The sequence below is a fragment of the Flavobacterium sp. I3-2 genome (assembly GCF_013389595.1).
Lineage (GTDB): Bacteria > Bacteroidota > Bacteroidia > Flavobacteriales > Flavobacteriaceae > Flavobacterium.
Map to the genome: position 1 here is coordinate 3,344,263 of NZ_CP058306.1, position 26,016 is coordinate 3,370,278.

Annotated in this window: 15 protein-coding genes; 12 read left to right on the forward strand and 3 right to left on the reverse strand. The window is 35.0% G+C overall.

Going from position 1 to position 26,016, the window contains the following annotated elements; translation table 11 throughout:
* Positions 1 to 116: 116 nt before the first annotated feature.
* The 7 genes from HW119_RS15800 to HW119_RS15830 all read left to right on the forward strand — a co-directional run bounded on the left by HW119_RS15800 (position 117) and on the right by HW119_RS15830 (position 17,289).
* Entirely contained in the window at positions 117 to 713 is a 597-nt protein-coding gene (locus HW119_RS15800) for a hypothetical protein (RefSeq protein WP_177766188.1), read from the forward strand.
* An 88-nt stretch (positions 714 to 801) separates the two neighbouring features.
* The gene (locus tag HW119_RS15805; RefSeq protein ID WP_177766191.1) at positions 802 to 5,739 is read left to right on the forward strand and encodes a PKD domain-containing protein; all 4,938 of its coding nucleotides are present in this window, start codon (positions 802 to 804) and stop codon (positions 5,737 to 5,739) included.
* 213 nt (positions 5,740 to 5,952) lie between these two features.
* A complete protein-coding gene (locus HW119_RS15810) occupies positions 5,953 to 7,896 on the forward strand; it encodes a T9SS type A sorting domain-containing protein (RefSeq protein WP_177766194.1) in 1,944 nt (647 codons plus the stop codon).
* A 425-nt stretch (positions 7,897 to 8,321) separates the two neighbouring features.
* Entirely contained in the window at positions 8,322 to 10,265 is a 1,944-nt protein-coding gene (locus HW119_RS15815; protein ID WP_177766197.1) for a T9SS type A sorting domain-containing protein, read from the forward strand.
* Between the two features lie 243 nt (positions 10,266 to 10,508).
* Positions 10,509 to 12,452: a T9SS type A sorting domain-containing protein gene (locus tag HW119_RS15820; RefSeq protein ID WP_177766200.1), complete on the forward strand. Its 1,944-nt coding sequence runs from the start codon at positions 10,509 to 10,511 to the stop codon at positions 12,450 to 12,452.
* Positions 12,453 to 12,981: 529 nt separating this feature from the next.
* Entirely contained in the window at positions 12,982 to 14,913 is a 1,932-nt protein-coding gene (locus tag HW119_RS15825; RefSeq protein ID WP_177766203.1) for a T9SS type A sorting domain-containing protein, read from the forward strand.
* 432 nt (positions 14,914 to 15,345) lie between these two features.
* Entirely contained in the window at positions 15,346 to 17,289 is a 1,944-nt protein-coding gene (locus HW119_RS15830; RefSeq protein WP_177766206.1) for a T9SS type A sorting domain-containing protein, read from the forward strand.
* A gap of 10 nt (positions 17,290 to 17,299) precedes the next feature.
* On the opposite strand, the gene HW119_RS15835 is transcribed toward HW119_RS15830, so the two are convergent.
* Positions 17,300 to 18,133: a pyridoxal phosphate-dependent aminotransferase family protein gene (locus tag HW119_RS15835; RefSeq protein WP_177766209.1), complete on the reverse strand. Its 834-nt coding sequence runs from the start codon at positions 18,131 to 18,133 to the stop codon at positions 17,300 to 17,302.
* A gap of 177 nt (positions 18,134 to 18,310) precedes the next feature.
* Between HW119_RS15835 and HW119_RS15840 the strand changes: the two genes are divergently transcribed.
* The 5 genes from HW119_RS15840 (at position 18,311) to HW119_RS15860 (ending at position 22,109) form a co-directional block, all read left to right on the forward strand.
* A complete protein-coding gene (locus HW119_RS15840; RefSeq protein WP_177766212.1) occupies positions 18,311 to 18,691 on the forward strand; it encodes a hypothetical protein in 381 nt (126 codons plus the stop codon).
* 10 nt (positions 18,692 to 18,701) lie between these two features.
* Positions 18,702 to 19,610 carry a helix-turn-helix transcriptional regulator gene (locus HW119_RS15845; protein ID WP_177766215.1) on the forward strand — a complete coding sequence of 303 codons (909 nt, stop codon included), beginning with the start codon at positions 18,702 to 18,704 and terminating at the stop codon, positions 19,608 to 19,610.
* 140 nt (positions 19,611 to 19,750) lie between these two features.
* Entirely contained in the window at positions 19,751 to 21,262 is a 1,512-nt protein-coding gene (locus HW119_RS15850; protein ID WP_177760575.1) for a MauE/DoxX family redox-associated membrane protein, read from the forward strand.
* Positions 21,263 to 21,269: 7 nt separating this feature from the next.
* The gene (locus HW119_RS15855) at positions 21,270 to 21,620 is read left to right on the forward strand and encodes a four helix bundle protein (RefSeq protein WP_255497935.1); all 351 of its coding nucleotides are present in this window, start codon (positions 21,270 to 21,272) and stop codon (positions 21,618 to 21,620) included.
* A 204-nt stretch (positions 21,621 to 21,824) separates the two neighbouring features.
* Entirely contained in the window at positions 21,825 to 22,109 is a 285-nt protein-coding gene (locus HW119_RS15860; protein ID WP_177766218.1) for a DUF6520 family protein, read from the forward strand.
* Between the two features lie 23 nt (positions 22,110 to 22,132).
* Here the strand turns inward: HW119_RS15860 and HW119_RS15865 are convergent, their stop codons facing one another.
* The gene (locus HW119_RS15865) at positions 22,133 to 24,649 is read right to left on the reverse strand and encodes a prolyl oligopeptidase family serine peptidase (protein WP_177766222.1); all 2,517 of its coding nucleotides are present in this window, start codon (positions 24,647 to 24,649) and stop codon (positions 22,133 to 22,135) included.
* Positions 24,639 to 26,015 (reverse strand): RagB/SusD family nutrient uptake outer membrane protein, encoded by a 1,377-nt coding sequence (locus HW119_RS15870; RefSeq protein WP_177766225.1) that lies wholly within the window; start codon positions 26,013 to 26,015, stop codon positions 24,639 to 24,641. Before HW119_RS15870 ends, HW119_RS15865 begins: the two co-directional genes overlap by 11 nt.
* Between the last annotated feature and the right edge of the window lies 1 nt (position 26,016).

Consider the following 26,016-nt stretch of genomic DNA (forward strand, 5'->3'; position numbering starts at 1 on the left):
CTAAAAATAAACATTTTACAAATTAGAAAACACGGAAAATTGATCAATTCGACCAACAACTTTTTGTGTTTTAATTAACAATAAGATAGATTTGAGAAAACAATATTCTCTTAATTATGAAAAAAATTTACTCTCTATTCTTAATTTTTATTCTTATTGGTTGTACAACATCTCAACTTATTGATGAAAATCCTGAATTTAAAAATGCCGCAAAAGAATTTAATTCTAAAACAACGACAAACAAGTTATTAATGATTCAAGATAGTCTTTTAAAAGTTTACTCACAAAATTCTATACATAATAACCAGAACTTTAATGAAGTCATCATTCGTTTAGATTCAATTACACTAACAAATTCTGAATTTCAAAATTTAAAAATAAATAATTATTCTATACCAACCACAATAGAAATAGAAACTCTTATTAACAATAAAAATTATATCTATGATAATTTAAATGTTTCACTGAAATGTAAAGAAATTTTAGATTTAATAATCAATTCTGAGATCAATATTGATGAATTAAATAATTCAATTATTACAAATAACATCAATTCATTTGAAACAGAATTATTACAATATGTTACATTGAATTTAAAAGATTACAATGATCCAGAATGGAAAAAAGGTAAAACAATATTCATTGTAAAAGGTTATTTAGACCAACCTGCATCTGCGGTATTTAACGCTTGTCTTTTTGAAATAATCAATTGAAAATTTTAATAACAATTACCAAAAACTACTACAAAACTATTAACCAAGAGTAGTAGCTCTCATTAATTATCCATTTAATTTTTTTATTATGAAAAAAGCAATTACCCAAACATCTTTTATTAAGATGATTTTGCTTCTATTTGGAGCACTGCTGTTTCATTTTCAGACGTACGCCCAAGTGCAACCCACAAAACTTACGTGGGATGGCGAAGTAGGCTGTCGGATTTATGAAGAAGACAAAGAGCGCGGACTCTCAGAAGACATCGATTCCGATGAATGTATCAGAGTTTGTGAGCGAAGTCGCGTCACCTATACGGTGAGTGGTACTAATTTAGTAACTGCCACTTGGAGTGTAACAGGTGGTATCGTTACTCCGAACGGAAACGGCTTATCAGCTAATGTAGAATGGTCTTCCATGGGTGGAGGTTCTATTGAAGTTACTGTAGTTAAGCAAGATAACTCTACACAAGTCATTCAAAATTGTGTTGAAATCATTGCTTCACCGATTGCAGAATTTCAAATAAGTAATTCCAAAGAGCCAGTTAGCTGTTTAAACACAGAATTAAACTTTATCAATCTTTCAACAACTAATGGTGGAACTGCATTGGTTTCTTACCAATGGGATTTCGGTGACAATACCTATTCAAACGAGTTTCAGCCAACACATACATATACTTCACCTGGAAATTATAAAGTAATTCTAAGTGTAACTAATGAATGTAATTGTACCGACACGTACGCAATAGAAATTGAAGTTATTGATCGTCCGAATGTGACTATCGAATGTCCTACGGTTGTTTGCGACGGCTTCTCTGCAACTTATTCTGTAAGAGACGAGTGTGGAGGTAAATGGAAAGTTGATGGAGGTACAATTGTAAACGATAATGGACATGCCATCGAAGTTTTATGGGATCAAGTAAACGAAAGTGGTTTTGGATATGTTAGTTACTTATCTGATTGTACGTGCCCGGTTTGGACAACGGTAAAAGTACCAGTTATACAAAGCGTTGGTACAATTAAAGGTTTACCAACCATTTGTAACAATGCACAAGCACGATACACCTTACCTCAATGGCCAACAACTGATTTTCAATGGGAAATTGTACCGATTTCTGGTGGATATGGTACAACGATCATCAACACCGATCAAAGAAATGAGGTTGTTGTAAATGCTTTAGAAGCAGGGACTTATTTATTGCGTTGTGTATATAAAAACACCCTATTAGGTTGCGGTGGCGTTGCCGAATTTGAAATTGAAGTAACCGATCCGGTTATAACTTGGACAAAAACAGATAATTTAATTTGTCAAGGAATTGAAGGTCATTTTAATTCTGATAATTCAAATGCAGTTTGGACACTTAAAAAAGGGACTAATGTAGTTACTACTTTTAATGGACAAAACTTCGATCATATCTTTGATGTTCCTGGGGCTTATGTACTTACGGCAATAGCACCAAATTATTGCGAAAGCGAACCTATTTTTATTACTGTAGCTGAAACACCTACTCCTGTTCAAGAACCAATTGAAGGCCCTACAGAAGCTTGTCTAAAAACTTCATTTGTTTTCTCTGCAGTAAATGATGACCCTGCGAAATATATCTTGGAATGGAATATAACAGGCGGAATTTTTGATGGCTCTAACATTGGAGATTCGGTTTCTGTACAATTTAACACCCTGGGTACGCAAACCATTTCGGTGATAAAACGTTTAAAAAATGCGCCTTTCTGCAAATCTGACGAAATTTCTTTACAAGTACAAGTTAAAACTTTAGATGCTACAATAGCTAACGTTCAAGGATTAAACCAATTCTGTGCGTCATCTATCACGCAATTTATTGCAAATGTAAGCTTTACAGAATACGATCATGTAGAGTGGCAATTTTTAGATTCAAATAGTATTGAAAGTTCAATTGGAAATATCATCTCTGGGCAATATACTTTGTCTCCAGTCGTGAGTTTCAATCAAACAAGTAATACAGCTGCAACTTCTTCAGGTTTTTTAATGCTTACCGTTAGAAAATGTACTGAAACCAAAACAGTTAAATTTCCTTTCACTGTAATCAACAATATTGATTTTTGGATTGTTGATGCTCCAGTACAGGTTTGCGGTTCAACTGATTTTACAATTACAATTGAAACTAGTATTCCTGTGAATCATGCGGTATTCGATATTGTGTACAGCGACGGAAGTCATCCAGGTGCTCAATTTATTTATTCTGGAAGCTATACTAATACGATTGATATAGACTTAGAATATTTTGCTAACGTAGTTGATGAAGTAGGAAGATCCGTAACCATCACAGGTGCAACTGTTGGTGGCTGTACAAATAACAATATGGTGGTACATAACCTAATGGTTTTACCAGCACCTGTAGTACATATAACTTCTCACAAATTAATAGTCGTTTGTGATCCTTCAAACTTTAGTCATACGGTTACGGCTAATATGCAAATGAATTTAACCGATACTACTTTAGCATGGTATTATGGTGATAACACTCTAATCCCTGGAAGTACTGGTATGCAAACGATTACGATTACAAATATTGATGGTTTGGGAGAGTATTACGTAGAAGCAACAGCAGAAAATGGTTGTAAAGCTCGAGATTATTTTAAATTTGTTAACGAAAATTGTAATCCGAATTGTCAAAGTCACAATAATAGCATAATCATTACCAATTCCCAATGGTTAGATTGTACTAGGTTCAAAATTACAGCTAACTTTACTGGATCTCCTACTATTGGTTGGAATTACAACCCACAATATGTTACTTTTGATATTGCTTCTCAAAACATAAGCGGAAGTGTTGTAACGGCAGAATTTACAACAAACGTTGCAGGTATTCATGACGTTTCAGCCATTGCACAATATGGTGGAAATTATTGTGATAAGTTCGATACCGTAAGTATGGATAAAAAATACACGCCAGACATACGTTTTAGTGCTGTCTGTAACATGAATACAAATAACTATACCGTAACCTTGTGGGATAATTCAACCTATATTGGCACACCACCTAGTTTTACGTTAACGTTATCTGGTAACTATGGTTCAAGTTCAGATTCACCATTTGAAATCCCTAATGTTGCTCCAGGTATTTATACAGCAACGGTTACTTTAAACGGTGCAATAATTTGTACCAAAGAAATTGTTGTAGATTTACCACAATTACCTAGTATAAACGATGAAATTGACTTTGAACAAAACGGTATTTCCATTTCAGAAACCTGCGATACCGAGGCAGTAACCCTAATTCCTCCTATTAGTAACTCAAACTTTATTTATATTTGGGACTTCAATGATGTGACGAATAGTAGTATGTCACCAACGGTGAATCTTCGTTATTCAGACGAAGTTAAACTAACCATCAAAACCAAGGAAGGTTGCGAATACCACTATTCTAAAGAAATACGGGTTAATCGGAATAATAATGACGGGAAAATTGATGGTGGAGGTTCATATTGTGAAACCGATATTGTAACGTTAGAATATTCTGCTATTGGAAGTTCAAATGTTGCATCATACCAATGGATGCGATTCAACAATCCAATTACTGGTGCAACAAATAGTACCTACACGCCTGACGAATCAGGTAGTTATTGGGTAGTTACCTATACAGCAGATGATTGTGCAAACTATAAAACACCTGCAGTAAATGTAACTTTAATCAAAGCGCCTTATGTATATATTCAAGGACCAGATGGGGCTTGTAAAGGCGTTCCATTTACATTAAATGGAGTAAGCGAAAATGAAGGTTTCCCTCGTCGTTGGTTACGTAACAACAGTCCATTAACGACTTGGAATACAACAACCCCGTTCGATCGCCAGTTTACAGAACAAACTCCAGGAACTTATACGTATACGCTAGAAGTTCGTAATCCATTGTATCCTAATTGTGTGGGTAGTTATACACATACCGTGGTAGTAAGTAATCCACCAAGTGTACCAAGTTTAAGTCATCAAATTTTAAGCTGTTCGCCTTATCGTGTACGTTTAACTGCTACAGGTAATGCAAGTCAGTACATTTGGAGTAATGGAATGACTGGTGCTAGTATTGAAGTTACCGAAGGTGGTCCGTACAAAGTAACGGCAAGCAACGGTGTGGGTTGCGAAGTGAGTAATCAATTTGATGTTCCTAAGAGTCCAGATGGCTATTTATGGATTTTCCCAACAGGCTGTTACAGCTATTGTGGCGAAAAAATAGATACCGATCGCGTGATCTTAGGTCCTTCACCTTATGCGCAATTCAATAGTTACCGTTGGTTAGAAAACGGAAGTACCATTGCTGGTGGTAGCGGAGCTGTTAGTGAGTTATCATACATGTTAAATGGAACTTACCAATTGATGCTAAGCAATGGAAATTGTGACGCAACAAGTGGTGAATTAAGAGCAAATTATAACGGCAGATGCGGTCGTTGTCAATTAGAAGTAAATCACGAAATAGAAAAAATAATCTACGATCCATTCTTAGTTTACCAATACCATGTAGACATTTATAATCCAAATGGTGAAGGAATTAATATTAGCTTAGAAAGCACGATGGGCACCTTCTCCCCTTCCAGTTTCTATATTCCAGCCAATGGATCTACAGGAGGTATAACATTGTATTTCTATCCGAATGCGAATTTTGTTCCAGGTATGTTAGAAGTAAAATTCAATATACAAGGTACTGAAAGTTTACAATGTAAGTATTCGGAAATGTGGGATGTACCAAGCGCACGTCCTGCCGTAACTAATCCTCAAGACAGCGAAGCAAACGGTAACCCACAGTTGATAAACTTAGTGGTTGCGCCAAATCCTGTTAAAGAAACTACAACCATTAGTTACGAGTTAGATACAAAAGAACAAACGAATGTACAATTGGTAGTTTATAACATGATGGGCGTACAAATGTGGGTTCATGATTCTAGTGAATCTTCAGAATCAGTAGTATTCGATGCTAGCAGATTAAGTTCAGGTCAATACATCATAATTCTACGTGTAAACAACGAATTTATCAAACAACAAATTTTAATCAAAAACTAATTTTATCAGTAAATAACCAGCTATCTGTGTTGATATTTTTTTATATTAGCACAGATAGTGTTATTTTATTAGAATAATCATCTTTAAAAAAATAAATGTTTAATTAAAGAAAAGTCCATTCAAAGGTTATCAACATAAACTTGGTTAGATTTTAAAAATTACAACAAGTCTAATTTCTCAATACTAAAAACTAACAACTAAAAAACATACATCATGACAACAAAAAAATTATTTATATATATCATTTTCTCCCTTTGGGGGCTAGGGGGCTTCGCTCAACCCTATCAATGGCAATGGGCAAAAGCCGGTGGTGGACAAAATAAACTTTACGCCGATATAATCTATAACGATATTTATGGTGATGTGCATTATCATGAAGAAGTTGTTGCATTAAAAAACACTTCAGATAACAACACCTATCTATTAAGCCATGTGGGTTATGGAAATACCAATTATGCAGGTACTTCCTTTGCTACTTATCACCAAGTATCGACTATTGGTCACAGAAGTAACATTTTTTTAAGCAAAGTCGATTGCGAAGGGAATTATCTTTGGCATAAGGTTTTTGGGGGGGGTGATGGTGAAAATATAACACGTTCTATGGGTATCGACACCTCAGATAATGTATATGTAGCAATGCGTGTATGGAACAATGGTTATCACGACAGTTTAGCTAATATAGCAGGAACCGCTTTTGCACTACCTGTTCATTTCGATACCGACAGCATCATGGATCCCATTCCACGTAATTGGGGCGGTGTAACATTACCAAATGTAAAATCACCGGCACATAAAAAATTGGCTTTAATCAAATACGACAACGCTGGTGAATTTCAATGGTTACGCATGCCGCAGAGCGATTCGTTAATGCTTAATACAAGTAGAGCCTTTGATTATGGCGTAACTGTAGAACCTAACGGTACTTCCCATTGGTTGGTAAGTATGGGAAATGGTAGCCATTTAGATGGTTCTATTAATATTTCTGGATTAGCTCAATACGAACAGGAATTGTATATTTTAAAATACGACAGCAACGGTAATTCGTTAGGATATCTATCCGTTCCTTTTCGTCCAAATACAGAAGGTTATCATCCTAAAAAAATCAATTTCACTTACGATCCTTTAACCCAACAGTATTATTTTACGTCTTGGCGCGATACAAATGATAGTGATGAATTTGTCACCATCATTAACAACCAAGAATATAGAACTTCTATACTCATTTGTTTCAATGCCACTGGGCAAGTGCTGTGGACCAAAACAGCAAATAATACATGGTCGGCTCTAGTCCAAGGTTTGCTAATTGATGAGCAATCCAATGTCTATGTTTCAGGAATTGGCACAAAAAAAACTATTTTACCAAATGGGTCTAATGGTCCAGAAGACGGAAACTTTGGTGGTTATCAATTTAATAATCAATCAGGACGTCAGTCCTTTGTAATCAAATTTAATGCACAAGGGAATCTACTATGGGGCTCTAACGCAGACGGAATATTTATTCCAGGTTCAGGTGGCTCTAGTTCTGAAAGTACCCGAAGTATGACTATTAATGGAGATGAACTGGGGGTTGGTACCGGTTTTTATAACAATACTTGGGGTGCTTTTGGTATCACAGGTCAAACAGTAGGTGCATTTAGTGATCCTATATTAATACGTTTAAATAAAAACACAGGGGTTCCTGTTGGTGGGCATCGCATACAAGGCCCTAATGGCTACCGTGAAGGTTTAACTGCCGTTGAAACCGACAAAGACGGAAATTATATAGTTGGTGGTTATATGCGAACCTATTTATTTACAAATGGAGATGACTATGTTGATCCTATCGTGGGACAGTTAATGAAAGCTACTCAAGGAAGTGGTACCGATTTCTTTATTGCCAAACTAGCTAAAAACACATGTAATTATCTCGATACCGATACGTTTACAAAGTTAAATTTAAAGGTTTATCCTAACCCAACAACAAATAACGTATTTATAGATACCCCAGAAAACTTAACAACTTATGAGGTTTATAACATTTTAGGGCAACGTTTGGTTAGCAACTCGTTTAATGGAGACAACTCCATTTCGTTAGAAACCTTTGCACCAGGTACGTACTTCATCAAAGTAACTACCGACCAAAATACCCAAGCAACTGTTAAAGTGATTAAGAAGTAGTTTTTAGTATTGAGAACTGAGTATTGAGATTTTAGTATTAAGAACTGAGTATTAAGAATTAGGTAATTTGGAAATTTGGAAATGTTCATTGAAAATAAAATGGAATATAAAGCAGACTCGTAAAGCGACCTCAAATAGAAACACGTTAAGAAAATGAAGCATTTTTCGTTAAGAATCATTTGGCTGATTATTCGAGCGTTTATATTTGTTTTGGTTCTCATGAATACAGCGCCTTACACTTTCAGTGTGAATAGCTAAGTCATTAAGGCTTGTATTTGAAGCTTTGAAAAAGCAAGACCTTTTTGATTTAGCGTTCGAAACCATTTAGACCGTATTTAGACTGCTTCGGAGCACTTTTTCTTTCTTTTTGGTGCTTCAAAAAGAAAAGATATAATACCTAAGCACTAAACTAAAAAACATACATCATGACAACAAAAAAATTATTTATATATATCATTTTTTCCCTTTGGGGGCTAGGGGGCTTCGCCCAAAACTACCAATGGCAATGGGCAAAAGCCGGTGGTGGTGAAAATAAACTCTTTGCAGATAATATTTTTGGAGGTATTTATGATGATATAAATTATCATGAAGAAGTCGTTGCTTTAAAAAACACTTCAGATAACCATACTTATCTTTTAAGTCATATTGCTTATGGCAATACTAATTTTTCAGGAAATTCTATTACCACTTATCACCAACCTACATCAATCGATCCTTGGAGTAATATTCTTTTAAGTAAGGTCGATTGTGAAGGAAATTATCTTTGGCATAAGGTTTTTGGTGGAGGCGGAAACGAAAACCGAACCCGCTCTATGGGTATCGATACTTCAGACAATGTGTATGTGGCAATGCGTGTATCGAATCTAGGCTTTCACGACAGCCTTGCCAATATAGTTGGATCCGCTTTTGCTTTACCTGTTCATTTTGATACCGACAGTATCATGGATCCACTACCAAGAGCTTGGAACGGATTAGCTCTTCAAAACGTTAATTCCCCAACACATAAAAAATTGGCTTTAATCAAATACAACAGCGCTGGTGAATTTCAATGGTTGCGTATGCCACAAAGCGATTCACTACAATATCTGACAAGTAGAGCTACCGATTATGGCGTAACTGTAGAGCCTAACGGAACTACCCATTGGTTGGTAGGTATGGGTAACGGTAGTCATTTAGACGGAGCTATTAACATTACTGGTTTAGGCCAATATGATCAGCGATTGTATATTTTAAAATACGACAGCAACGGTAATTCGTTAGGCTACTTTCTTGCTCCGTTTTACTCAAATTTAGAAGGATATCTTCCTAAAAAAATAAACTTCACTTACGATCCTTTAACCCAACAGTATTATTTTACGTCTTGGCGAGATTCCGTATATGATGATGAATTCGTCACGATCATTAATAATCAAGAATATAGAACCTCTATTCTGATATGTTTCAATGCCACAGGGCAAGTGTTGTGGACCAAAACAGCTAATAATGCCTTCTCTGCCTTGGTTGAAGGCTTATTGGTTGACAACCAATCCAATGTCTATGTTTCAGGTAGAGGAACCAGTTACACGGTCCTTCCAGATGGAAATTATGGACCACAAAACGGAAATTTTGGAGGTTATCAGTTTACGAATATTTCAAATAGACAATCGTTTGTAATCAAATTTAATGCACAAGGCAATTTACTATGGGGTTCCAATGCAGATGGTACTGCAGGAGATGGTCTAGGCGGTTCTGGTTCTGAAAGTACTAGAAGTATGACTATTAATGGAGATGAACTAGCAGTTGGTACAGCTTTTTATAACAATACTTGGGGAGCCTTTGGTATCACAGGTCAACCCATGGGAGCTTTTACAGATCCGATACTGATACGTTTAAACAAAAACACAGGGGTTCCTGTTGGTGGGCATCGCATACAAGGCCCTAATGGCTTCCGTGAAGGTTTAACTGCCGTTGAAACCGACAAAGACGGGAATTATATCGTTGGTGGTTATATGCGAACCTATTTATTTACAAATGGAGATGACTATGTAGACCCTATCGTGGGACAGTTAATGAAAGCTACTCAAGGAAGTGGTACCGATTTCTTTATTGCCAAACTAGCTAAAAACACATGTAATTATCTCGATACCGATGCGTTTACAAAGTTAAATTTAAAGGTGTATCCTAACCCAACAACAAATAACGTATTTATAGATACCCCAGAAAACTTAACAACTTATGAGGTTTATAACATTTTAGGGCAACGTTTGGTTAGCAACTCGTTTAATGGAGACAACTCCATTTCTTTAGAAACCTTTGCACCAGGTACATACTTCATCAAAGTAACTACCGACCAAAATACCCAAGCAACTGTTAAAGTGATTAAGAAGTAGTTTTTAGTATTGAGAACTGAGTATTGAGATTTTAGTATTAAGAACTGAGTATTAAGAATTAGGTAATTTGGAAATGTTCATAACGCTTGTCACTCTGAACTTGATTTACTCCGTACAGTTCGCAAGCTCGGGTCAGAGTCTCAAAAACAAACAATTAGAGAATTTAAGGATTTAAAGATTTGAAAATGTTCATCACAATCCAAAACCTTAAACTTTAAACCTTAAACCTAAAACCCCCAACACATGAAAAAAATAATTACCATACTAACGATAACACTCTTCAACCTAACTACTTTTGCTCAACCTTACCAATGGCAATGGGCAAAAGCCGGTGGAGGTGAAAATAAGTTAGGGGCAGATTTAAATTCTGGAAGTGAGATTTACAGTGATATAAATTATCATGAAGAAGTAGTTGATTTAAAAATCACTTCCGATAACAATACCTATCTTTTAAGTCACATCGCCTACGACAACACCAATTTCGCAGGTAATTACTTTAACACTTACCACCAGCCTTCATCATTAAATTATTTATCTAATGTTTTTTTAAGCAAGGTCGATTGTGAAGGGAATTATCTTTGGCATAAGATTTTTGGAGGAGGAGCTGGTGATCGCACACGTTCTATGGGAATTGATACTGCAGATAATATATATGTCAGCCTTATGGTTGATAATCGTGGTTATCACGACAGTCTAGTGAATGTTGTTGGATCTAACTTTCTTCTACCCGTAAATTTTGATACAGACACCATCATGGATCCGATACCGAGAGCTTGGAACGGAGCAATCATTCAAAATGTTATTTCACCTGCTTATAAATCTTTAGCTTTAATCAAATACGACAACGAAGGTCATTTTAAATGGTTGCGCATGCCACAAAGTGATTCTCTAACCTATACAAGCGTTGCTAAAGCATTGGATTATGGTGTTTTTGTAGAACCAAATGGCACTACGCATTGGATGGTGGGATTAGGAAATGGCAATCACCTTGATGGACAAATACAAATTTCAGGTTTATTACCTTCTCAATACAAATATTATGTATTAAAATATGATACTAATGGAAATAACATCGGTTTCATCCCATTATCCATAAATGTATTACATACTCCATCTTCTGGCTTTTACACACCAAAAAGAATAAATTTCACTTACGATCCTTTAACCCAACAGTATTATTTTACGTCTTGGCGCGATATAAATGATAGTGATGAATTTGTCACCATCATTAATAATCAAGAATATCAAACCTCTATTCTGATATGCTTCAATGTCACTGGGCAAGTGTTGTGGACCAAAACTGCAAATAATACCTTCTCCGCCTTGGTTGAAGGCTTGTTGGTTGACGACCAATCCAATGTCTATGTTTCAGGAAGAGGAACCAGTAGCACAGTCCTTCCCAATGGCTCAAATGGTAACTTCGGAGGCTATCAGTTCACTAATTCATCTGATAGACACTCCTTTGTAATCAAATTTAATGCACAAGGGAATCTACTATGGGGATCTAATGCAGATGATTCTGGAGATTATTATTTGGGTGGTTCGCTTTCTGAATCTACTCGATGTATGACCATTAATGGAGACGAACTGGCGGTTGGCACCGGCTTTTTTAATAATACTTGGGGAGGTACTTTCGGTGTTACGGGGCAACCTGCAGCTGCTTTTACAGATCCGATACTGATACGTTTAAATAAAAACAGAGGTGTTCCTGTTGGTGGGCATCGCATACAAGGCCCTAATGGCTTCCGTGAAGGTTTAACTGCCGTTGAAACCGACAAAGACGGAAATTATATAGTTGGTGGATATATGCGTACGCTCATATTTGGTGATGGTATGGGTAATAATCATCCGATTATTGGTCAATTAAATAAAGCTAACCCAGGTAGTAATACCGATTTCTTTATTGCCAAACTAGCTAAAAACACATGTAATTATCTCGATACCGATACGTTTACAAAGTTAAATTTAAAGGTGTATCCTAACCCAACAACAAATAACGTATTTATAGATACCCCAGAAAACTTAACAACTTATGAGGTTTATAACATTTTAGGGCAACGTTTGGTTAGCAACTCGTTTAATGGAGACAACTCCATTTCGTTAGAAACCTTTGCACCAGGTACGTACTTCATCAAAGTAACTACCGACCAAAATACCCAAGCAACTGTTAAAGTGATTAAGAAGTAGTTTTTAGTTTTTAGTATTGAGAACTGAGTATTAAGAATTAGGTAATTTGGAAATTTGGAAATGTTTGTCACTCTGAACTTGATTCAGAGTCTCAAATGTAAAAAAACACATAAACACAAAATAGAATATAAAGCAGACTCGTAAACTCCGACATACATTATTTTAGCGAGAATCTGCAAGGTGAAATTTCGTTAGAAAGCAACCTCTGTTTGAAGCGTAGCAAGTTTATTCGAGTGTTAATATTTTTTCAAGTTTCTCATGAATACTACGCCTTACACGTGTATTTTAAAAAGCTAAGTCATTAAGGCTTGTATTTGGTTGCTTTTAGAAATAAACCGTAGTAGATCGTTAAAATAATGCGTCGGAAACCCCTTTTGTTTCTTTTGGGGGTAATCCAAAAGAAAGAATAATATTAAGAGATATGTGTGTTGCTTATTTAGTCAAAACTTACTTAAATATTTCAAAAGTAAAAAAAAAACAAATTGCCTATTCTGCATAAACAAAAACTAAAAACTAATAACTATACATCATGACAACAAAAAAACTATTTATATATATCATTTTTTCCCTTTGGGGGCTAGGGGGCTTCGCCCAACCCTACCAATGGCAATGGGCAAAAGCCGGTGGAGGTGAAAATAAACTTTTTGCAGATTATACTTCTGGAGGTATTTATGGTGATGTGCATTATCATGAAGAAGTAGTTGCTTTAAAAAACACTTCAAACAATAATACCTATCTATTAAGCCATGTGGGTTATGGAAATACCAATTATGCAGGTACTTCCTTTACTACTTATCACCAAGTATCGACTATTGGTCACAGAAGTAACATTTTTTTAAGCAAAGTCGATTGCGAAGGGAATTATCTTTGGCATAAGGTTTTTGGGGGGGGTGATGGTGAAAATATAACACGTTCTATGGGTATCGACACCTCAGATAATGTATATGTAGCAATGCGTGTATGGAACAATGGTTATCACGACAGTTTAGCTAATATAGCAGGAACCGCTTTTGCACTACCTGTTCATTTCGATACCGACAGCATCATGGATCCCATTCCACGTAATTGGGGCGGTGTAACATTACCAAATGTAAAATCACCGGCACATAAAAAATTGGCTTTAATCAAATACAACAGTCAAGGACAATTTCAATGGTTGCGGATGCCTCAGAGCGATTCGTTAACTATTAATACAAGTAATGCTTTTGATTATGGCGTAACTGTTGAACCTAACGGTACTACCCATTGGCTAGTAAGTATGGGAAACGGTAGCCATTTAGATGGAACGATTAACATTTCAGGCTTAGCTCAAAACGAACAGCAATTTTATATTTTAAAATACGACAGTAACGGTAATTCGTTAGGATACCTACCCGTTCCTTTTCGCCCTAATACAGAGAGGTACCACTCAAAAAGAATAAATTTCACTTACGATCCTTTAACCCAACAGTATTATTTTACGTCTTGGCGCGATATAAATGATAGTGATGAATTTGTCACCATCATTAATAATCAAGAATATCAAACCTCTATTCTGATATGCTTCAATGTCACTGGGCAAGTGTTGTGGACCAAAACTGCAAATAATACCTTCTCCGCCTTGGTTGAAGGCTTGTTGGTTGACGACCAATCCAATGTCTATGTTTCAGGAAGAGGAACCAGTAGCACAGTCCTTCCCAATGGCTCAAATGGTAACTTCGGAGGCTATCAGTTTACAAATACATTAAACCGTCAGTCGTTTGTGATCAAATTTAATGCACAAGGCAATCTACTATGGGGCTCTAATGCAGATGGTACTGCAGGAGATGGTCTAGGCGGTTCAGGATCTGAAAGTACTAGAAGTATGACTATTAATGGAGATGAACTAGCAGTTGGTACAACTTTTTATAACAATACTTGGGGAGCCTTTGGTATCACAGGTCAACCCATGGGAGCTTTTACAGATCCGATACTGATACGTTTAAATAAAAACACAGGGGTTCCTGTTGGTGGGCATCGCATACAAGGCCCTAATGGCTTCCGTGAAGGTTTAACTGCCGTTGAAACCGACAAAGACGGAAATTATATCGTTGGTGGTTATATGCGAACCTATTTATTTACAAATGGAGATGACTATGTTGATCCTATCGTGGGACAGTTAATGAAAGCTACTCAAGGAAGTGGTACCGATTTCTTTATTGCCAAACTAGCTAAAAACACATGTAATTATCTCGATACCGATACGTTTACAAAGTTAAATTTAAAGGTTTATCCTAACCCAACAACAAACAACGTATTTATAGATACTCCAGAAAACTTAACAACTTACGAGGTTTATAACATTTTAGGGCAACGTTTGGTTAGCAATACGTTTAATGGAGACAACACCATTTCGTTAGAAACCTTTGCACCAGGTACGTACTTCATCAAAATAACTACCGACCAAAATACCCAAGCAACTGTTAAAGTGATTAAGAAGTAGTTTTTAGTTTTTAGTATTGAGAACTGAGTATTGAGATTTTAGTATTAAGAACTGAGTATTAAGAATTAGGTAATTTGGAAATTTGGAAATGTTCATTGAAAATAAAATGGAATATAAAGCAGACTCGTAAAGCGACCTCAAATAGAAACACGTTAAGAAAATGAAGCATTTTTCGTTAAGAATCATTTGGCTGATTATTCGAGCGTTTATATTTGTTTTGGTTCTCATGAATACAGCGCCTTACACTTTCAGTGTGAATAGCTAAGTCATTAAGGCTTGTATTTGAAGCTTTGAAAAAGCAAGACCTTTTTGATTTAGCGTTCGAAACCATTTAGACCGTATTTAGACTGCTTCGGAGCACTTTTTCTTTCTTTTTGGTGCTTCAAAAAGAAAAGATATAATACCTAAGCACTAAACTAAAAAACATACATCATGACAACAAAAAAATTATTTATATATATCATTTTTTCCCTTTGGGGGCTAGGGGGCTTCGCCCAAAACTACCAATGGCAATGGGCAAAAGCCGGTGGTGGTGAAAATAAACTCTTTGCAGATAATATTTTTGGAGGTATTTATGATGATATAAATTATCATGAAGAAGTCGTTGCTTTAAAAAACACTTCAGATAACCATACTTATCTTTTAAGTCATATTGCTTATGGCAATACTAATTTTTCAGGAAATTCTATTACCACTTATCACCAACCTACATCAATCGATCCTTGGAGTAATATTCTTTTAAGTAAGGTCGATTGTGAAGGAAATTATCTTTGGCATAAGGTTTTTGGTGGAGGCGGAAACGAAAACCGAACCCGCTCTATGGGTATCGATACTTCAGACAATGTGTATGTGGCAATGCGTGTATCGAATCTAGGCTTTCACGACAGCCTTGCCAATATAGTTGGATCCGCTTTTGCTTTACCTGTTCATTTCGATACCGACAGCATCATGGATCCAATACCAAGAGCTTGGAACGGATTAGCTCTCCAAAATGTTAATTCCCCTACACATAAAAAATTAGCTTTAATCAAATACAACAGTCAAGGACAATTTCAATGGTTGCGCATGCCACAAAGTGATTCGCTACAATATCTAACAAGTAGAGCTACCGATTATGGCGTAACTATAGAACCTAACGGTACTACCCATTGGTTGGTTGGTATGGGTAATGGTAGCCATTTAGATGGAACGATAAACATTTCAGGCTTAGCTCAATACGAACAGCAATTGTATATTTTAAAATATGATAGTAATGGTAATTCACTAGGGTATCTCCCTGCTCCTTTTAACTCAAATTCTGAAGGGTATCTCCCTAAAAAAATAAACTTCACTTACGATCCTTTAACCCAACAGTATTATTTTACGTCTTGGCGCGATACAAATGATAGTGATGAATTTGTCACCATCATTAACAACCAAGAATATAGAACTTCTATACTCATTTGTTTCAATGCCACTGGGCAAGTGCTGTGGACCAAAACAGCAAATAATACATGGTCGGCTCTAGTCCAAGGTTTGCTAATTGATGAGCAATCCAATGTCTATGTTTCAGGAATTGGCACAAAAAAAACTATTTTACCAAATGGGTCTAATGGTCCAGAAGACGGAAACTTTGGTGGTTATCAATTTAATAATCAATCAGGACGTCAGTCCTTTGTAATCAAATTTAATGCACAAGGGAATCTACTATGGGGCTCTAACGCAGACGGAATATTTATTCCAGGTTCAGGTGGCTCTAGTTCTGAAAGTACCCGAAGTATGACTATTAATGGAGATGAACTGGGGGTTGGTACCGGTTTTTATAACAATACTTGGGGTGCTTTTGGTATCACAGGTCAAACAGTAGGTGCATTTAGTGATCCTATATTAATACGTTTAAATAAAAACACAGGGGTTCCTGTTGGTGGGCATCGCATACAAGGCCCTAATGGCTACCGTGAAGGTTTAACTGCCGTTGAAACTGATAAAGACGGGAATTATATCGTTGGTGGTTATATGCGTACGCTGATATTTGGTGATGGAATGGGTAATAATCATCCGATTATTGGTCAATTAAATAAAGCTAACCCAGGTAGTAATACCGATTTCTTTATTGCCAAACTAGCTAAAAACACATGTAATTATCTCGATACCGATACGTTTACAAAGTTAAATTTAAAGGTGTATCCTAACCCAACAACAAATAACGTATTTATAGATACCCCAGAAAACTTAACAACTTATGAGGTTTATAACATTTTAGGGCAACGTTTGGTTAGCAACTCGTTTAATGGAGACAACTCCATTTCTTTAGAAACCTTTGCACCAGGTACGTACTTCATCAAAGTAACTACCGGCCAAAATACCCAAGCAACTGTTAAAGTGATTAAGAAGTAGTTTTTAGTTTTTAGTATTGAGAACTGAGTATTGAGATTTTAGAATTAGGTAATTTGAAAATTTGGAAATGTTTGTCACTCTGAACTTGATTTACTCCGTACAGTTCGCAAGCTCGGGTCAGAGTCTCAAAAATAAAAACGATTAAGTATTCCTCTACCCCTCTATCTCCAATCCAACTCATTCCATGAACATCGTCAAAATACAAATGCAAGGCTGGATATTTTTTTACTAACTTTTTTAAAATATCGATAGGTGCATGATCTCCATACATAGAATATATACCATCTGCCATGTACCAAATTTTCTGATGTTTTCCATTGTATTTAATCAGATAATCTTCTAACTGGTTCATATTATTATGTCTAATTAACAATACAGAAATACCTCTAGTTTCAAGAATTTGACAGGCCGTTTGAACGCTCCAATGTACCTGATGATCTAAAATAACCACATCATTATCGTTTACAGCTTGTGGTATAACCGCTAGGTGAGCCAAAGTACTATTTTTAGCTATAAGAACTGATTCTTCAAAAATCAACTCCATTTTTTGCTCTAAGGTGCGATACAAAGGATGAGAAATATAGGTTTTTGACAAAGGAAATTGCGTACCATATTTAAATATAGCTTCTGCTGCAGCTTGTTTTATTCGCGCATCCTGCTCTAAACCTAAGTAACCTGTTGTAGCAAAATGCCATAATTTCTTTCCGTTGATACAAAGTGAATCTCCATTAAGGACTTCGTCTTCTGCATATAAATGTATCGTTTGTTTATTTTTCGCATTTTCAATAACTCGATCTATCGTATCATAGGTATTGTTGTAATTAATTTTAGCCATACTATTCATTTTTAGAATTTTAAAATTGAAAATAAATCACATAAATCACGCTACATTGTTATAAAATAATTCTTTTTTTACATGTATTAATCCCTTTATATCACTTTTTATAGATTAAAAAACTAAAATGCTACCCGAAATATTAATATTTTTATAAAATAATCTAATAACATTTAAAAATAAACTATGGATTATGATTACGAAAATATCAATGCAGGATATAAATTAAAAGATCGAATTCTATACGTCACTTTTAAAGAATCTTTGGACATCACTTATGATGTAGCAAGAGAATTGGTACAAGATAGATTGCGTTTTCAGTCTTATTCTAATTTTGATGTTATCTGCGATGTCTCTGAAGTTAGATCGATCAACAGTGAGGCACGAACTTATTTATCTACCTATGGTTCTAATTTATTGACCAATGTAGCACTTGTGGCTGCTAATGCAAGGGTTTATACCATGGCACGCTTCTATATAAAAATTAACACTCCAAAAGCCACAACTAAGCTTTTTAATTCGATTGATGAAGCGGTACTTTACATTAAATCACTAAAGAAACTATAAAAAATTAATTATGAAAGAATTCACTGTTAGTAAAAAAAGATGGAACTATTTAATTGATGCGCTTATTGATCTTGGTAACGGCAAACTAGATCAACAAGTGTTTATTCAAAATACTGGTGACGAATTTGAATGTTTGGAAGTTTTATTCAATCTGGTTAATGAAGAATGGCGTGAACGCTTACTTCATTTATCGTTTATAAAACCAAATGAATTTCAAAAATATATAAATCAATATGCTATTATAGTAAATAAAGATTTCAAAATCAATAATGTTAGTGAAGATTTTATTACGAGCCAATCCTTGTGTTTTAAAGATATTAAAAATCTCAACTTCTTAGACTTAATAGACCAAGAAACAGCAGAATATTTAAAAGACTGCATTCAAAAAAACATAGACTTTACAAAACTTTCTAAACAAACACTTATTTTATTTGATCAAAATTATATGTTTAATATCAGGGGATTAAATGATGATAAAACCTTAGTTATCAATTTGTATCAAATGTATTTGGATACAAAACATTTTAAATCTTTAATTACAGAAAATTTTGATATCAATCGTTTGAAAGAGCGCAGAAGAAATGAGTTCATCATTGAAGATATCAAGGTTTATATAGATCATTACCCATTAAATAAAAAACTAACTTTAAATCAAATATGCAAAAAGTTTGGAGTCAATTCCAATCAACTAAAAAAACTTTTTAAGGAACAATATCAAACCTCTGTGTACGAATATTTCATTTCACTTAGAATGAAACATGCTTATATACTTATTGAAACAAGTACTTTAGCTTTTAAAGAAATTGCTGTGATGGTTGGTTACCCACAATATTCTCCTTTTGTGAATTATTTTAAATCGTATTTTAATACACTTCCAAAAGAAGTTCGGTTTAATTTAAAAAATTCGCATCAAAAATAGAACCAAATAAAATACAAAAAAACGGAATTCGCTTAAAAAGCAGCAGTAAATAATTCTTATTTTATATTTTTTAATTCTTATTCTGCATTTAAAATATAATTACATTATTGAACTTTACTAAAATAAAAATCAATAATATCATGCAAAATAGTATTAAAAATGTAACTTTTTTAAGCATTTACTTCTTTATTGTACTTTTTGTGTATACTGCTGTAAGTAAGCTTATCGACTTTGAAAACTTTCAAGTACAGATCGCACAATCTCCGTTATTAAGTGCTTTTGCAACTACCATAGCCTATGGCGTTGTAATTGGCGAACTTATCATTGCATTATTACTATGTTTTCGTGAAACTCAAAAATTGGGACTTTATCTTTTTTTAGGTTTTATGGTTGCTTTCAGCGTTTACATTTACCTTATTCTTAATTTCAGTCCGTTTGTACCTTGTTCTTGTGGTGGAGTACTTGAAAAAATGGGTTGGACAGCGCATCTTTGGTTTAATAGTATTATTTGTATACTCGCTATATGGATTCTATTGTATCGCTACGAGATTAAACGTACCGGCTTACTTGTTATTGTTACATTATTTATTAGCTGTTTAGTTGTAATAAGTTTATTTTTTACATCAGAACATTTGATGAAAAAAGAAAATCCGTTTGTTCGTAGGTTCATACCGCATCACATTGATAAAGCAGAGTATTTAGATTTGGGAGTTAATTCGTATTATATAGCTGGATTAACCCAAGATACCATTTATTTAGGAAATTATACAGCTCCCTTATTAATCACTGCCATTTCTAGGGACTTAAAAACAAAAGTAGAACATCAAATAAAGCTCGATGAAACCGAACGTTCGTTTCGTAGTTTATTGGTTCGTATACAAAATGATACTTTTTTTGTAAGCGACGGAAGCATCCCTATCATCTACAGAGGAGATACAAGCAACTGGTATGCTCATAAATTTATGACCGAAACCATCTACTTTTCACTATTACAACCTTTAACAGAAAATACCTTTTTATTTAGGAGTCAGCGGGCTAGTAACGGTGAACATGTTTTAGGTAAGCTATTAGTGACTGATACAGTAAGCTTTGAACTTTATGAAGATGCTTTACAAAAACAAATTGACGGTGTGTTTGATACCGATGGACAATTGGTTACAGACCAAAAAACACAACAAGGCATTTATACCTACACGTATCGAAATCAATATTTAGTATATCATTCACAATCTAACACATTCACTCAAGGTAAAACCATTGACACCACTACCCTAGCCAAAATTAAAGTTTCCCAATTAGCTGATGGAACAAAGAAAATGGGAGCTCCACCACAAAAAGTGAATGCAAAAACCTACGCTTATAAGGGTAAATTGTATATAAAATCGGAATTATTAGGTAAAAATGAACCCAAAAGTATGTGGAATCAAGCCAGTATTATTGATGTATACGATTATAACAAAAACGAATACTTGTACAGCTTTTATGCTTACGACCACCAAAAAGATAAAATCAAAGAATTTGCGTTGAATGATTTGTATTTCTTTGGGTTGGTTGGGAATGAGTTGGTTAAATATGAATTGGGAATGGGGAAATGGGGAAATGGGGAAAGAGGGAAATGGGGAAATGGGAATGAGAGAATAAATTTAAAATAATATTATTATGATGCATACAGATTTACAAGTTTATCAAAAGTCGTTAGATTTTGTTATATCCATTTATCAAATAACGGCTGATTTTCCTAGTGAAGAGAAATACGGACTTACCAGCCAATTACGAAGAGCAGCTGTTTCTATTCCTACCAATATATCTGAGGGTGTTTCTAAAAACTCAACTAAAGAATATATCCGATTTCTATACATTTCGCTAGGCTCAACTTCTGAAATAGAATGCCTGTTAGAAATTTCGAATCGATTAACCTATTGTACCTCTACTTCTATTTTGACTCAAGATTTAACCCTTATAAAAAAGATGCTGATAAAGCTTATTGCTTCGTTGAAAATGAGGAAATAATTTAGGGAATTAGGGAAAGGGGGAATTAGGGAAAGGGGGAATTAGGGAAATGAGAAAAGAGGGAAATGGGGAAAGAGGGAAAAAAGGGAATTCCCTACTCCCAATTCCCTACTCTCTATTCCCAAAAAAAATCTATTGGCCAATAGCAGGGATTAACGGTTGAAAACCTGTATAAAAGAGTAAACCAACTAAATAATTAATATTATGAAAACAAATTTTAAAAAAGCCTTGATACCATTCGGTGTAATTGTACTTGGCGTAGTAGGTGCTTTTGCATCAAATGTAAAGAATGAGAATAACAAACTTAATACAGATGTTACTCATGGGTATTATTACAAAGCTTCTGAACCAGCAGGTAAAAGATGTGTTCAAGTTGAAGTAGATTGTAATAATATTAGTGGTCCAATCTGTACCGACGCTTCATTGAATGTTGCTTGGGAATTTAATGGCTTATTAAGTTGTTCAGGAGAACTTTATATGAACCCGTAGTATTAATTAACGGAAAGGCTGTCTTAAAGACAGCCTTTCTTTAACCATTCAGGCCGCTCGTTATTTTTTAAGTGGTAGTCAAACCACGACTTAATTTTATCATGCGCATCTTTCTTATTTGTATCTTTTTGAAGCGTATGTCCTTCATCTTTGTAAAGAATAAAGTTGACTTCCTTATCCAACCTCTTCAATCCTAAAAACATTGCAACAGACTGATTATAGTTGACCTGAAAATCCTCCTTACCGGCAATCAGCAATAGAGGAGTCTCTACATTTTGCAGGTATGTAAGTGGTGAATTCCTATGATAAGCTTCTGTTCCCTGATAAAATCCTTTTCCCATCCTCCACTGTTGCGTTTCTAGACGCCACATATCCGGTTTCATGGTTTTCCAATTAACGGTATGATACATACTTATCAGATCAGCCACCCCTGCGCTTGATACTGCCACTTTAAACCGTTTGCTTTGGGTTATTATAAAATTAGTTTCATATCCACCGAACGAATGACCTATGATACCTACGTTTTCCAAATCTATACCATATCTGGATCCCACTACATCCATAGCTTGATCAACACACTCAACAGCAGACACACCAGGATCACCTTCTTTATAATAAATATCAGGTTCTATGACAAAGTATCCATCAGCAATATAATTTCTATAATTAATTACATTTCCAAAGATTTCAAGATCATTAGTATAGTGGTTGCGGGTTTGAATTTTTTTTTCGTAGATACTTACTACAGTAGGATATTTCTGCTCTTTATCGTAAAAAAGCGGATACCTCACAATGGCTCCCCTGTGCTCTCCCTCTTTATTTGTCCAGCTTATATATTCCGAAACAATTTTTTTAGCAGAATCATCATCCTTATTACTCTGATAAACCAATATCTCTTTCCCCGTGTTTTTATCAAGATGAAATAAAGCTGGCGGATTATTAACGTTTTCTTTCACATACGTAAAAATATTCTGCGATCTTTTAACCTGATCTATATGAGCTTTGTCTTCTACCAGAGAAACCATTTGTGAAAATTCATTTATTAATACAAGCCCTTCACTTTTAAAGTCTTCAGTATTCCATTTAACGACTATATCGTTATAATGCTGTATATCTCTTTCTGTTGAGAAACCCCAAGGTTTACTCGTTAATTCATAATTGCAGGACAAGACATAAAATTCTTTCTCAAATCTCCCTCCTTCGGTCTTTTTAGTAAAAATATTTTTAAGCACATCATAAAACCAAACGTCCTTTCCGTCATTAAAGAGCAGCCATCTGCGCCTAAACACCGAAAAGTTTTGAGATGGGCGCAAATCACCTGAGCTAACTTCAGTACTTAAAATTTTTCTCTTTGTTTTGGGATTGAATGCGATCCACCTATCTCCCTCTTTATAAAATACCGATGCAAAGTGTCTTGAACTGAATATTGGATTCTTACTATTTTCAAACTGCGCCAACCTGATTTTACGAGTCAGATCCTCATCATAATAATACGCTACCAACCCCAGGTACTGTTGTGTGATATCATCAACAGCTTCCATTTCATAAATGGTATCATCATTAAAACTGATCTTATGCCGCAGCTTTTTACCGGTATCCATAAAAGGCTTAATTCTTTTTGTCTTAAGATCAATCACGGCCAGATTCAGCTGATCTTCCGCATTACCCGTCATAGCTCCCGGAATACCGTCTGTTTTCCCCATCCAAATTTCCGCAGCTTCATCCTTCCCTTGCGGACCATCGTAGCTCTTCACACCAAGCGCAACTCTATACTTCGCCAACAACCTCACATTCAAAAAAGTAGTATCTACAGCATAACGATGGTTTTCATTAACGATCTTTTCACTAAAAACCTCAGCTACACCTTTCTTTTCAAGCTTTAAAATTTTAAAGTCATCTTTTTTAGTCGTTAACAGAAGAACTGTTTGCTTATCCCATAGCGTATTTTTTATATGCTGCTGTTTAATATCTTTAAAAACATACTCTTTATATTCAGATTTCTCCACATTAAGAACCGTAACTTTACCTGAGTCGTCTGCTACGAGAAGTTTTCTTGAGACAAAAGAATAATTGTAGTAGACGACATCTGTAAAGAACCTTTTCGTTTTTGCATTCAAAAAGCGGATCTTCAATGTTCTATGATTATCGTCGTAGCAGACCAGCATTTGAGCAGCTTCATCGAATTCATAATAGCTTACATCGTGCAGGGTTTCCGTACTGCTCGTTTTAAAGTCTGTTATAAAAAGAGATTTATTCCGGTAATTCCATCCGATGAACCAGCGGTCTGTTAATACCGTTTTATCCGTTATATCACCGTAGCTGTAAAGGCTGTCCTTATAAATATCTTTTACGTAGCCTGTCTTTACCTTATTAACAATCGTAAAGTAGGAAACATACCTTCCCGATTCTGTCACCTTCCCGTTAACCAGAATTTCGTGCTGACTGGTTTGAGCAAAAACTTTAAAATGACACACCAAACAAATCACCATACAAAAAAAACAAAAGACTCTATTCATCATATTACCACTATTAGTATCCATTATTTTGCGGTAGCAGATTCGGGTTAAGCTGCAACTCCGTTTCTGGAAGCGGCAATTTTTCAAAATGGCTGCTCCAAAAAGGTTTTGAAATAATTAATTCGTTCCATCTTTGTAAACGTTTAAGGTCATAAAATCGATGTCCAAATTCGCAAAAGAGCTCTTTGCGTCTCTCAGTTATTATCAATGTTTGTGCTGTGTTTATATCTGAAAGTTCTGAATTTGTCAAACCTGCGCGATTTCTAATTGCATTTAACATTTGGTTACAGCTTGTCCAATCATTCAACATTGCAGCAGCTTCTGCATGTATTAAATACATTTCTTCAATTCGTAGAACTATTGAATACTCTTTTGATGTGGTACCTGTAGCACCTCTTTCTTTATACTTAAATGCATGTATATTATCTACATTTGAATCTCCTACACTTTTAAACCAATGTATTTTTCGTAAATCATTACTCTCAAAGCTATCATACAATTCTTGCGTAATCACCACATCTTTGGCAGGCATTGCGGTAAAAATATAACTAGAACCTTCTAAAGTATTTTTACCTTGGTTATCTGGTAATAATTGCCAAATGGCACTTTTACTTTCTTTTAAAAAGGTTTTATCTAAACTCTCCAAACCATAAGTTGTGTTGTTAATTACTTCTTGAGCATATTCTTGGGCTAACGCCCATTTTTTCTGATAAAGATATACTCTTGCTAAAAGTGCCTGAACTGCACTTTTGTTTAATCTAACACGTTCAATTGAAACGTAATTTTCGCTTATTACACTTTCTGAAGCTAAAAGATCCTGAACTGCATTTTCTAAAACAACCTCAGACTTGAGTTTACTAATTTTTTTATTTAGTTCATAATTTGTGGTATTCACATAAGGCACATCACCCAAAGTCATTGCAAGATAAAAATGTAACATACCTCTAATTGCTAATGCCTCGCCATTTAATTGATTTTTAAACTCAGGGGACAAACTATTCGAATTCTCTATGCCTTCTAATATATTATTAACCGCGTAAATTTGTTGGTAGGTATTATTCCATAGGCTTTTAACAGCCGAATTGGTACTTAAGACTGTACCGTTGTAAAAAAGACGATAATTCACATCTTGATTATTTACTGCCTTTAACTCATCAGTGTAGCATCCCATCAAATAACCAATACCTTCTTTATTTCCGCTTAAAAAACCGTTATTTCGTAGTAATGAATAAACATTTACTACAGCAGCAGTTGCTGTCATTTCATTCTGAAAAACTTTATTGTTATCTAATTGATCTTTTGGTATTTCTACTTCTAAAAAATCTTCGCAAGCATAAACTGACCCTATCAAAGTTATGCTTAGTACTATTTGTATATATTTTTTTTTCATT